Origin of the sequence: Brevundimonas denitrificans, assembly GCF_030160755.1 — a bacterium.
GTDB classification, from domain to species: Bacteria; Pseudomonadota; Alphaproteobacteria; order Caulobacterales; family Caulobacteraceae; genus Brevundimonas; species Brevundimonas denitrificans.
Genome location: NZ_BSOY01000037.1, coordinates 16706 through 27696 on the forward strand (window position 1 = coordinate 16706; position 10991 = coordinate 27696).

A 10991-nucleotide genomic window follows, 5' to 3' on the forward strand; every position below is an offset into this window, starting at 1 on the left:
ATTGTGCGCCGGTGACCCAGGGCAGATTCATTACGTTCGAAGGCGGCGAGGGGACCGGCAAGTCGACCCAGGCGGCGCGGCTGGTCGAACGGCTGCGCGCGCGCGACCTGGAGGTCGTCCAGACCCGTGAGCCGGGTGGTTCGCCCGGGGCCGAGGACATCCGCGCCATCGCCCTGAACGGCGACGCCGGGCGCTGGTCGCCGGTGACCGAGACCCTGCTGATGTTCGCCGCCCGGTCCGACCATCTGGAGCGCACCATCCGGCCGGCGCTGGAAGCCGGTCGCTGGGTCGTCTGCGATCGCTTCGCCGACTCCAGCCGAGCCTACCAGGGCGTGGGGGGCGGGACGCCGGCGGAATTCATCGAGGCGCTGGACGCGGCCATCGTCGGGGCGACCCAGCCGGACCTGACCCTGATCTTCGACCTGCCGGTCGAGGTCGGGCTGGAGCGGGCCTTCGGCCGCGGCCTGTTCGAGACCCGGTTCGAGTCCAAGGGACTGGAGTTCCATGAGCGGCTGCGCATGGGCTTTCTCGCGATCGCGGCCGCGCATCCGGAGCGCTGCAGGATCATCGACGCCGACGGCGATCAGGATACGGTCGCGGCCCGGGTCTGGGCGGCGGTCGAGGCGCGGTGGCCGTGAGCGAACACGCCCGCGACCGATTCGACCTGGTCCCCGATGCGGCGGCGGAAGCGGCCTTCCTCGACGCCTTCGGCAAGGACCGGCTGCATCACGCCTGGCTGCTTTGCGGTCCCGAGGGGTCGGGCAAGGCGACCTTCGCCTTTCGCGCCGCGCGCCGCCTGCTGGGCGCCGCGCCGGACCCGTCGCGCGGGCCTCTGGGGGCCAGCCCGGACGACCCGGTGGCGCGGCTGGTCACGGCCCGCTCCCATCCCGACCTGCTGGTGCTCGAGCGGGCGATCGAGGGCGGCAAGACGAAGAAGTCGATCTCGGTCGACCAGGCCCGCGAGCTGCCCGAATTCTTTTCCAAGAGCCCGTCCCAGGCGCGCTATCGCGTGGCCATCATCGATGCCGCCGACGACCTGAACCTGAACGCCGCCAACGCCTTGCTGAAGGTTCTTGAGGAACCGCCGGAGCGCGGCGTGCTGTTCCTCGTCACCCATGCCCCGGGGCGGTTGCTGGCGACGATCCGCTCGCGCTGTCGCCGCCTGGCCTTCCCGGTCTGGCCGCTGCATGCGCTGGAGGAACTGGTGCGCGACCAGACCGGCGTGACCTCGGCCGAGGCGGCGCGGATCGCCGACATGGCGGGCGGCTCGCCGGGGCGGGCGCTGGCCCTGGCCTCCGGCGCGACCCTCGAGGCGGACCAGCTGGCCCAGGCCTGGGTCTCGGCGGCGACGGTGGATCGCGCCGAGGCGCTGGCGGTCGCCGACAAATTCCGCGGCGCCGAGGGGCAGGAGCGGTTCGAGACCCTGATGGACCGGCTCGCCGCCGCCGTGAAGGTGCGGGCGGTGGAGGAGGGGGCGTCCGGCGCGCGTTGGGCCGAGCTGTGGTCGCGTCTGTCCGAGCTTCCCGACCGGACCGCCGCCATCAATCTGGATCGGGGCGATGTGCTGGCCGGGGCGCTCGCCGACCTGCAACGCGTCAAGGCGGGCGGCGGATGATCATCGACAGCCACGTCAATCTGCACGCGCCCCAGTTCGACGAAGACCGCGACGCGGTCATCGCCCGGGCCCGCGAGGCCGGCGTCGGGCTGATGGTCGAGATCTCCGACAAGCTGTCCACCTTTGAGGCCACCCATGGTCTCGCCATGGCCCATGACGACATCTGGTGCACCGTCGGCGCCCATCCGCACGAGGCGAAGGATCACGCCGATCTGACCGTCGGCCGGCTGATCGAACTGGCGGCGCGGCCCCGGGTGGTCGGGATCGGCGAGTGCGGACTGGACTTCCACTACGACCTCAGCCCGAGGGACGTGCAGGCGGCGGTGTTCCGGACCCATATCCACGCCGCGCGCCGGACCGGCCTGCCGCTGGTCGTGCACACGCGCGAGGCCGACGACGTCATGGCCGGGATTCTGGCCGAGGAACAGGCCGAAGGGCCGTTCCGCTTCCTGATGCATTGCTACACCAGCGGTCCGGAACTGGCGGAAAAGGCGGCTGAGTTGGGGGCTTGGTTCTCTGTCTCCGGCATCGCCACCTTCAAGGCGGCGAACGAGGTGCGGGAGATCGTCGCCGCCATGCCGGCCGAGCGGATCATCGTCGAGACCGACTGCCCCTATCTGGCGCCCATGCCGCACCGGGGACGGCGCAACGAGCCCGCGTACGTGATTCACGTCCTCGACAAGCTGGCCGAGATCCGCGGCTGGAGCCGGGAGGAGGCGGAGGCGCGCACGACCGACGCCTTCTTCGCCCTGTTCGATCGCATCCCGAGGCCGGAGGGCGCATGATCAAGCCAGGCGAGCTGGAGGTCGTGATTCTCGGCTGCGGCTCGTCCGGCGGCGTGCCACGCGGGGACGGCGACTGGGGCGACTGCGATCCGGCGGAGCCGAAGAACCGTCGCACCCGCTGCTCCCTTCTGGTCCGTCGCCACGGGGCGGACGGCGTGACCAGCGTGCTGATCGACACCTCGCCCGACCTGCGGGCCCAGATGCTGGCCGCGGACGTCCGTCATATCGACGCGGTGCTGTACACTCACGACCACGCCGACCAGACCCACGGCATCGACGACCTGCGGGTCTTCGCCCTGGGGGCCCGCCGACGTCTCCCGGCCTGGATGGATGCTGCCACCTACGCCGCCCTCTACGAACGGTTCCGCTACATCTTCGAAAGCGTGGAGGGCTATCCGGCCATCCTCGACGACCGGCTGATCCCGCCGCATGGCGAGGCCTGGTCGATCGAGGGCGCGGGCGGGGCGGTCCCGGTCGTGACCTTCGACCAGGCCCATGGCCCGATCCGCTCGGTCGGCTATCGCATCGGTCCCGTGGCCTATTCCAGCGACGTGTCCGATCTCGACGAGGCGGCGGTCGAGGCGGTGCGGGGTTGCGACCTGTGGATCGTAGACGCCCTGAGGTGGGCGCCGCATCCGACCCACGCCCATGTCGACAAGACCCTGGACTGGATCGCCCGGTCGGGCGTGAAACGCGCCGTCCTGACCAATCTGCACCTCGATCTGGACTACAACGCCCTGAAGGCCGCCGTGCCCGCCAACGTCGACGTCGCCTACGACGGTTGGACAGCGCGGCTTTCGCTAGAGACCGGAGCGCCCCGATGAAACGTCTTCTGCCCCTCGCCTGCGGCCTCGCCGCCCTGCTGTTGTCATCGGCCGCGGCCGCCCAGCCGGCGCCGGTCGAGGGCGATTTCTCCACGGCCGGCTTCAGCCTGGCCTCCGGCCAATCGCTGCCGGAGTTGCGGATGCACTACCGGACCCTCGGACAGCCGCGCCGGGGCGCTGACGGGCGGGTCGAGAACGCGGTCCTGCTGCTGCACGGCACCGGCGGGACGGGCGCGCAGTTCCTGTCGCCGCAGTTCGCGGGCGAACTGTTCGGCCCCGGTCAGCCGCTGGACATTGCGCGCTATTACATCGTCATGCCCGACAACCTCGGCCACGGCGGCTCGTCGAAGCCGTCAGACGGGCAGAGGGCGCGGTTCCCGGAATACGGCTACGCTGACATGGTGGAGGCCCAGCGGCGGCTGCTCGTCGACGGTCTGGGCGTGGACCGGGTGCGGCTGATGATGGGCACCTCGATGGGCTGTATGCACATCTTCGTCTGGGCCGAGACCCATCCGGACTTCGCCGGGGCCCTGATGCCCATGGCCTGCCAGCCGACCGCCATCGTCGGCCGCAACCGGCTGTGGCGGACCATGCTCAAGGACGCGATCCGCAGCGATCCGGCCTGGGCCGGCGGGGACTATGCCGCCCAGCCGGTCGAGGGACTGCGCACGGCGGTCGATCTGCTGCTGCTGGCGGGCTCGGCCCCGATGGCCATGCAGCAGGACCTGCCGACGCCGGCGGCCGTCGATGAATGGCTGGCGGCGCAGCAGGCGCGGCGCATCCCGGCGCTGGACGCCAATGACCTCTGGTACCAGGTCAACGCCTCCTTCGACTACGATCCCTCGGCGGGGCTGGAGCGGATCACCGCCCCGATGACCTGGATCAACTCGGCCGACGACTTCATCAACCCGCCCGAGCTGGGCCTGGCCGAGCAGTTCGTGCCCCGGATCGCCGGGGTCCGCTATCGCCTGATCCCCAACAGCCCCGGCGGCAAGGGCCACGGGACCCATACCTGGGCGTCGTTCTGGACGGCCGATCTGATCGACCTGCTGGCCCGGTCGGAACGCTAGAGCGCCGCGATCGCCGAGGGCGGGGCGCGGTGACGCCACGCCCGGATCAGGGCGTCGCGCAGGGTCGCCTCATCCGCCCCGGCCACGAACACCAGGGTGGCGCCGCTCTTGCCCCAGCCGCCGGGGACAGGGGCAAAGATGGCCGGTTCGGCCTCGACCAGCATGGCCTGTTCGTCGGGCTTCAGCAGAACCATGCCGGCGTCCCGGTCCGGATGCAGGCTGGCGAAGATGCGTTTTCCGACCCGGAAGTCGGTTCGACCCATGTGCGCGCCCCCGACCGCCTCGGGCAGGCTGAGGGCGACGCGCGTGAAGTCGTCGAGGGTCATCCCCCCAGCAACCTCGCCGCCTGCGGAGCGAAATAGGTCAGCACCCCGGCGCAGCCGGCGCGTTTGAAGGCGTGCAGGGATTCGAGGATGGCGCGGTCCTCCTCGAGCCAGCCATTGGCCATGGCGGCCCGCATCATCGCGTATTCGCCGGACACCTGATAGGCGAAGGTGGGAAGTTTGAAAGTCTCGCTAACCCGCTGAACAATATCGAGATACAGCATTCCCGGCTTGACCATGACGGCGTCGGCGCCCTCGGCGATATCCATGGCCACCTCGCGCAGGGCCTCGTCGGAATTGGCGTAGTCCATCTGGTAGGTCTTCTTGTCGCCGGTCAGGGCCTTCGCGGAGCCCACGGCGTCGCGATAGGGGCCGTAGAAGGCCGAGGCGTATTTGGCGGCGTAGGACAGGATCAGCACGTCGTGGAAGCTGTTGGCCTCCAGCGCCTCGCGGATGGCCTGGACCCGGCCGTCCATCATGTCCGAAGGGGCGACCACATCGGCGCCGGCGTGGGCGTGGATGAAGGCCTGTTCGGCCAGGCGCTCGAGGCTGGCGTCATTGAGGATGCGGCCGTCCTCGACCACGCCGTCGTGGCCGTGGTCGGTGTAGCAGTCGAGGGCCACGTCGGTGATGACGCCGATCTCGGGGGCAGCGTCCTTGATGGCCCTGATGCAGGCCGGGATCAGGCCGTCGGGGTCGGTGGCGCCCGTGCCGACGGCGTCCTTGAGGGCGGCGTCGACATTGGGGAACAGGGCCACGGCGGGAATGCCGAGGTCGCGCGCCTCGACCGCGGCGGCGGCGGCGGCCCTGGGCGACAGGCGGAAGACGCCCGGCATGGAGGCGACCGGGACGCGGTCCTCGGCGCCGTCGTGGACGATCAGCGGCCACACAAGATCGGCGGGGGTCAGCGTTGTCTCGGCGACGAGCCGGCGCACCCACGGGCTGCTGCGCAGGCGGCGCGGGCGGGCGTAGGGAAAGGCGGCGGGGGCGAACGGCTGGGTCATGCAGGGGTCATAGGCGGGTTGAGCGCTCGGGAAAACAGGGTCCAGAGAGTCCAGAGAGTCCAAAGCGGACGGATCGGACGCGAAAAACACCGTCCGAAGCGTCCGATGCGTCCGATGCGTCCGGATAGTGCGGACCGTGTGGAAGGGAAGCTGATCATCCGCGCAGTCTGGCACGGTGCGGCGTCAGAATCGGTCGCAGACCGGCGCGAGGGTGACGCCGCGCGAGGGGTTGGATAGAAGCACGGCGAACGGTCCGGCAGAGGCCGCCGACCAGACGGGAGCTTTCATGGACTTCGCCCTCAACGACGACCAGCGCGCCATCCAGGACGCGGCCCGGCAGTTCGCCGAGGCCGAACTGGCCCCGCACAGCGCTGAATGGGACGAGACCAAACATTTCCCCGTCGATGTGATGAAACACGCGGCCGAGATGGGCTTCTGCGGCATCTATACCGGCGAGGAACACGGCGGCATGGCCCTGGGCAGGGTCGAGGCGGCGCTGATCTTCGAGGAACTGTCGCGCGGCGACGTCTCCACGGCGGCCTTCATCTCGATCCACAACATGGCGACGTGGATGATCGACAAATTCGGGTCCGACGACCTGCGCGGCCGCTATGTCCCGTCGCTGACGACCATGGAGAAGATCGCCAGCTACTGCCTGACCGAGCCGGGCTCCGGCTCGGACGCGGCGGGCCTGCGCGCCACGGCGAAACGCGACGGCGACCACTGGGTGCTGAACGGCTCCAAGGCCTTCATCTCGGGGGCGGGAACATCGGATGTCTATGTCGTCATGGCCCGCACCGGCGCCGACGGGCCCAGAGGCATCTCGACCTTCGTGGTCGGGAAGGACGCGCCCGGCCTGAGCTTCGGGGCGCAGGAGAAGAAGATGGGCTGGAACAGCCAGCCCACGGCCATCGTCGCCTTCGACGACTGCCGCATCCCGGCGGCCAATCTGCTGGGCAAGGAGGGCGACGGATTCCGCTACGCCATGATGGGTCTGGACGGCGGCCGGCTGAACATCGCCGCCTGCTCGCTGGGCGGCGCCCGGCTGGCGCTGGAGACGACCCAAGCCTACGTCACGACGCGCAAACAGTTTGGCAAGCCCTTGTCGGACTTCCAGAATACCCAGTTCAAGCTGGCCGACATGGCGACCCAGCTGGAGGCCTGCCGGCTGATGGTGCTGCGCGGCGCCTGGGCCATCGACACCAACCATCCCGAGAAGACCAAATGGTGCGCCATGGCCAAGCGCATGACCACCGACGCCTGTTTCCAGATCGCAGACGAAGCCCTGCAGCTGCACGGCGGCTACGGCTATCTGAAGGACTATCCGCTGGAGCGGATCGTGCGGGATTTGCGGGTGCACCGGATTCTTGAAGGCACGAACGAGATCATGCGGGTGATCACGGCGCGGGAGATGTTGCGGCAATAGCGTCCGGCCCTTACGAGCGGCGCCATGAGTGAGTCCGAAGTCCTGACCCGCGTCGAATCCGGCGTGGGCCGCATCACCCTGAACCGGCCGAAGGCGCTGCACGCGCTGAACCGCGCCATGTGCGAGGCGATGACCGATGCTCTTCTGGCCTGGCGCGCGGACGACGCCGTGCATTCGGTGCTGATCGACCATGCCGGCGAGCGCGGCTTCTGCGCCGGCGGCGACATCCGCATGATCGCCGAGAGCGGGGCAGGGGATGCGTCGGAGGCCAGGGCCTTCTTCAAGGTCGAATACCGGCTGAACCATCTGATGTTCGAATATCCAAAGCCGCTCACGGCGATCGTCGACGGCATCGTCATGGGCGGCGGCGTGGGCATCAGCGAGCCGGCTGCCGTCCGCATCGCCACCGAACGCACCACCTACGCCATGCCCGAGACCGGCATCGGCCTGTTCCCCGACGTCGGCGGCGGCTGGTTCCTGCCGCGGCTCCCGGGCCAGACCGGGGTCTGGCTGGCCCTGACCGGGGCGCGGCTGAAGGCGGCGGATACGGTGGCGCTGGGCATCCACAGCCATTTCGTGCCCGCGGGGCGGATTGAGGCGCTCAAGGCGGCGCTGTTGGCCCATCCGGACAATCCGCAGGCTGTCGCCGCCAGTTTCGCAGAAGCCGCCGGTCCCGCGCCCACCACAGAACTCCGCGAGGCTATCGGCCGGCTGTTCGCCTTCGACACGGTCGAGGACATCTTCGCCGCGCTGGAGGCGGACGGATCGGAATGGGCTCTGGCCCAGCTGGCGACGCTGAAGACCAAGTCGCCGCAGTCCCTGAAAGTCACCCTGCGGCAATTGCGGCTGGGCGCGGCCATGCCGTCGTTCGCCGACAATATGGCGCTGGAGTACCGGCTCGGCGGCCGGGTGGTGCGGACCCATGACTTCCAGGAAGGCGTCCGGGCCGTGGTGGTGGACAAGGACAATACGCCGAACTGGTCGCCCGCCGATCTGGCCGGCGTCAGCGAGGCCGATCTCGACCGCCTGTTCGCGCCCCTGCCGGCGGGACAGGAGTGGACGCCGCTGACCTGAGGTCTTGCATCCCTTCCGGTCCGGGGCATAGGTGGCGGCCGCAAGCGGGAGGTTGGTCATGATCAGGGCTTTGGGATTGGTGCTGGCGGCCTCGGCGGCCCTGGGCGGCTGCGCGACGGGCGGCGACGAGGTCGTCGTTTCCTCCAACGACAGGCGGCCGAATTTCGAGGCCGTTCATGCCGCCGCAATCGCCGATACCCGTCGTCTGCCCGAGGAGGTCGCGCGCGATCCACTGCGCAAGCCCGCCGACATGCTGGCCTTCGCGCGGCTGGAGCCCGGACAGGCGATCGCGGACATCCGCCCGGAAGAGGGCTATTTCACCCGCCTGTTCGCCCCGGTCGTCGGCCCCGAGGGCCACGTCTACGCCTTCGTGCCCAATCAGACGGCGGCGCGCGAGAACGCCTTCGCCGACACCATGGCCGCGACCTATCCGAATGTCAGCCGGGTGACCGGGGCCCTCGAGACCATGGCGTTCGACCGTCCTCTGGACGTCGTCTTCATGGGCGAGGAGTACCACGATTTCGTCATCCCCCGGTTCGGCGTGAACGTGGCGGCGATGAATGCGGCGGTCTTCGCGGCCCTGAAGCCCGGCGGCCTCTATGTCATCCTCGATCATCAGGCGGCGGACGGCGCGGGGATCGGCGTGGCCGGCACGCTGCATCGTATCGAGGCGGCCGAACTGCGGCGTCAGGTCGAGGCTGCGGGCTTCGTCTTCGACGGCGAGACAAACGCCGTGCGGACGCCGGCGGACGATCATAGCCTGAGCGTCTTCGATGCAAGCATTCGCGGCCGCTCGGACCGGTTCGTCTACCGGTTCCGCAAACCGGGCTGACGCCGACCGGGGTTCGGTCTAGCCTGCGCCGTCAGCGCCCGTGCGGCGCCATGGGAGGATTGATCATGCGCCGTTCCGTCATTCTGGCCGCCGTGGCGGTGATGAGCCTGTCGTCCCTGGGCTGTATGGGCGGATTGGGCGCGTCGCCCGCGCCGACGCCGGCGGACTACGCCGCCGTGCTGGCCGCGCCCTCGCGGCCCGCCGACGACCGCGCCCGCGACGAGGCGCGCCACGCGGCGGAAACCCTGGCCTTCGCGCGGGTCAGGCCGGGGCAGAAGATCGCCGACATGATCATCGGGGGCGGCTATTTCACGCGGATCTTTTCCGCCGCTGTGGGGCCGGAAGGCCGGGTCACCGCCTGGCAGCCGGCCGAGTTCATCGCCTTCCAGGCCAGCTATGGCGAAGCCCTGACGACCGTCGACGCCCTGCCGAACGTGGACGCCATCCGCTCATCGATGGTCGCGCCGGACTTCCCCACGGGGCTGGATCTGGTCTTCACCGCCCAGAATTATCACGACCTGCATCTGAACATCGCCCCGGCCGACACGGCGTCCCGCGTCAATGCGGCGGTCTTCCGGGCCCTGAAGCCGGGCGGGCTCTATGTCGTCATCGACCACCATGCCGCGGCCGGCGCGCCCCTGACCGCCGCCGACACGGTCCACCGGATCGATATCGAGGCGGTCAAGCGCGAGGTTCTCGCCGCCGGCTTCGTGCTGGACGGCGAGAGCGACATCCTGGCCAACGCCGCCGATCCCCTGACGGCCAGCGTCTTCGACGGATCCATCCGCGGTCGCACCAGCCAGTTCATGTTGAGATTCCGGAAGCCCGGCTGAGCAAATTCGCGTCGGGTGCTGGCGAGAGGGCGGGCGAGCGGCTAACCCTCCCGCCAGTTCATCGGGAGACGACGCCATGACCCACAAGATCGCCTTCATCGGCCTCGGCAACATGGGCGGAGGCATGGCCGCCAACCAGGCGAAGGCCGGCCACGCCGTCGCCGCCTTCGACCTGGCGCAGGCCGCCCTGGACCGCGCCGCCGCCGCAGGCTGTACGCCGGTCGGTTCGGTCGCCGAGGCGGTCAGGGACGCCGATGTGATCATCACCATGCTGCCCGCCGGACCGCATGTGCTGAAGGTGTTTTCGGAGCAGATCATCGGCGCGGCGCCGACCTCGGCCCTGCTGCTCGACTGCTCGACCATCGACGTCGACACGGCGCGCAAGGTGGCGGCGCTGGCCAAGGACGCCGGCTACGCCTTCGCCGACGCGCCGGTGTCGGGCGGGACCATGGCCGCGGACGCCGGGACCCTGGCCTTCATGGTCGGCTGCGACGAGCCCGACTTCGCCCGCATCGAGGCGGCGCTGGAGCCGATGAGCCGGGCGACCTTCCGCGCCGGCGACCACGGGGCGGGGCAGGCGGCCAAGATCTGCAACAACATGATCCTCGGCATCACCATGCTGGGCACCTGCGAGGCCATCGGCCTGGCCGAGAAGCTGGGCCTCGACCCGGCGAAGATGTTCGACATCGTCGCCAAGTCATCGGGCCAGAGCTGGTCGACGACCACCTACTATCCGTGGCCGGGCCCGGTGCCGACGGCGCCGTCGAACCGCAACTATGACGGCGGCTTCGCCACGGCCATGATGCTGAAGGACCTGAAGCTGGCCCAGGATGCGGCGGCCAAGTCGGGAGCCTCGACGCCGCTGGGGGCGCAGACGGAGGCCCTGTTCCAGATGTTCGACGGGCTAGGCTATGGCGGTCGGGACTTCTCCGCCATCCTGCAGATGCTGCGCGGCAAGCTGGACGATCTGCCGAAGGGGTGAAGGTCGGGTTCTTGAGAACCGTTATCAATTAAGGGTTTGCGGCGTTTTGTCCGGTGCGTTTCATGGACAAATCGACCCGATCGGCGCATCACCGGGCAAGTTTTCGCCACCGGTAGAGCTGACGCGTTGTACGACTACAAGGCCGCCTTCCAGACTGCCGTGGAGCAGGTCAAGAGCGAGGGGCGCTATCGCGTCTTCGCCGACCTGAAGCGCGTGCGCGGCG

At 69.6% G+C, this 10991-nt stretch carries 13 protein-coding genes; 11 read left to right on the forward strand and 2 right to left on the reverse strand.

Annotated elements, in window-relative coordinates:
* The first annotated feature begins 11 nt into the window (after window positions 1-11).
* Genes tmk through QQJ79_RS09295 form a run of 5 tightly spaced genes read left to right on the forward strand, consistent with a single transcriptional unit; the run spans window position 12 to window position 4294 of the window.
* Complete coding sequence (tmk, locus tag QQJ79_RS09275; RefSeq protein WP_284222652.1) at window positions 12-638, forward strand: dTMP kinase; 627 nt, start codon at window positions 12-14, stop codon at window positions 636-638.
* The gene (locus QQJ79_RS09280) at window positions 635-1615 is read left to right on the forward strand and encodes a DNA polymerase III subunit delta' (protein WP_284222642.1); all 981 of its coding nucleotides are present in this window, start codon (window positions 635-637) and stop codon (window positions 1613-1615) included. The genes tmk and QQJ79_RS09280 overlap by 4 nt, the downstream gene beginning before the upstream one ends.
* Window positions 1612-2400 (forward strand): TatD family hydrolase, encoded by a 789-nt coding sequence (locus tag QQJ79_RS09285; RefSeq protein ID WP_284222643.1) that lies wholly within the window; start codon window positions 1612-1614, stop codon window positions 2398-2400. The genes QQJ79_RS09280 and QQJ79_RS09285 overlap by 4 nt, the downstream gene beginning before the upstream one ends.
* Entirely contained in the window at window positions 2397-3224 is an 828-nt protein-coding gene (locus QQJ79_RS09290) for an MBL fold metallo-hydrolase (RefSeq protein ID WP_284222644.1), read from the forward strand. The genes QQJ79_RS09285 and QQJ79_RS09290 overlap by 4 nt, the downstream gene beginning before the upstream one ends.
* Entirely contained in the window at window positions 3221-4294 is a 1074-nt protein-coding gene (locus QQJ79_RS09295) for an alpha/beta fold hydrolase (protein ID WP_284222645.1), read from the forward strand. Before QQJ79_RS09290 ends, QQJ79_RS09295 begins: the two co-directional genes overlap by 4 nt.
* On the opposite strand, the gene QQJ79_RS09300 is transcribed toward QQJ79_RS09295, so the two are convergent.
* Window positions 4291-4620, reverse strand: a complete 330-nt coding sequence (locus QQJ79_RS09300; RefSeq protein ID WP_284222646.1) for an MmcQ/YjbR family DNA-binding protein — start codon at window positions 4618-4620, stop codon at window positions 4291-4293. The two genes, QQJ79_RS09295 and QQJ79_RS09300, sit on opposite strands and share 4 nt — an antisense overlap.
* Window positions 4617-5621, reverse strand: coding sequence for a porphobilinogen synthase (gene hemB / locus QQJ79_RS09305; RefSeq protein WP_284222647.1), 1005 nt, complete (start codon window positions 5619-5621; stop codon window positions 4617-4619). Before hemB ends, QQJ79_RS09300 begins: the two co-directional genes overlap by 4 nt.
* 286 nt (window positions 5622-5907) lie before the next feature.
* Between hemB and QQJ79_RS09310 the strand changes: the two genes are divergently transcribed.
* The 6 genes from QQJ79_RS09310 to QQJ79_RS09335 all read left to right on the forward strand — a co-directional run.
* On the forward strand, window positions 5908-7047 hold the full coding sequence (locus QQJ79_RS09310; protein ID WP_284222648.1) for an isobutyryl-CoA dehydrogenase: 1140 nt from the start codon (window positions 5908-5910) through the stop codon (window positions 7045-7047).
* A 24-nt stretch (window positions 7048-7071) separates the two neighbouring features.
* Complete coding sequence (locus QQJ79_RS09315) at window positions 7072-8121, forward strand: enoyl-CoA hydratase/isomerase family protein (RefSeq protein ID WP_284222649.1); 1050 nt, start codon at window positions 7072-7074, stop codon at window positions 8119-8121.
* A gap of 58 nt (window positions 8122-8179) precedes the next feature.
* Window positions 8180-8953 carry a class I SAM-dependent methyltransferase gene (locus tag QQJ79_RS09320; protein WP_284222650.1) on the forward strand — a complete coding sequence of 258 codons (774 nt, stop codon included), beginning with the start codon at window positions 8180-8182 and terminating at the stop codon, window positions 8951-8953.
* A gap of 65 nt (window positions 8954-9018) precedes the next feature.
* Complete coding sequence (locus tag QQJ79_RS09325) at window positions 9019-9786, forward strand: class I SAM-dependent methyltransferase (protein WP_284222651.1); 768 nt, start codon at window positions 9019-9021, stop codon at window positions 9784-9786.
* Window positions 9787-9790: 4 nt separating this feature from the next.
* Window positions 9791-10768: a 3-hydroxyisobutyrate dehydrogenase gene (mmsB, locus tag QQJ79_RS09330; protein WP_284222653.1), complete on the forward strand. Its 978-nt coding sequence runs from the start codon at window positions 9791-9793 to the stop codon at window positions 10766-10768.
* 126 nt (window positions 10769-10894) lie between these two features.
* Window positions 10895-10991: hypothetical protein (locus QQJ79_RS09335; RefSeq protein ID WP_284222378.1), on the forward strand; the 97-nt coding region annotated here is incomplete at its 3' end.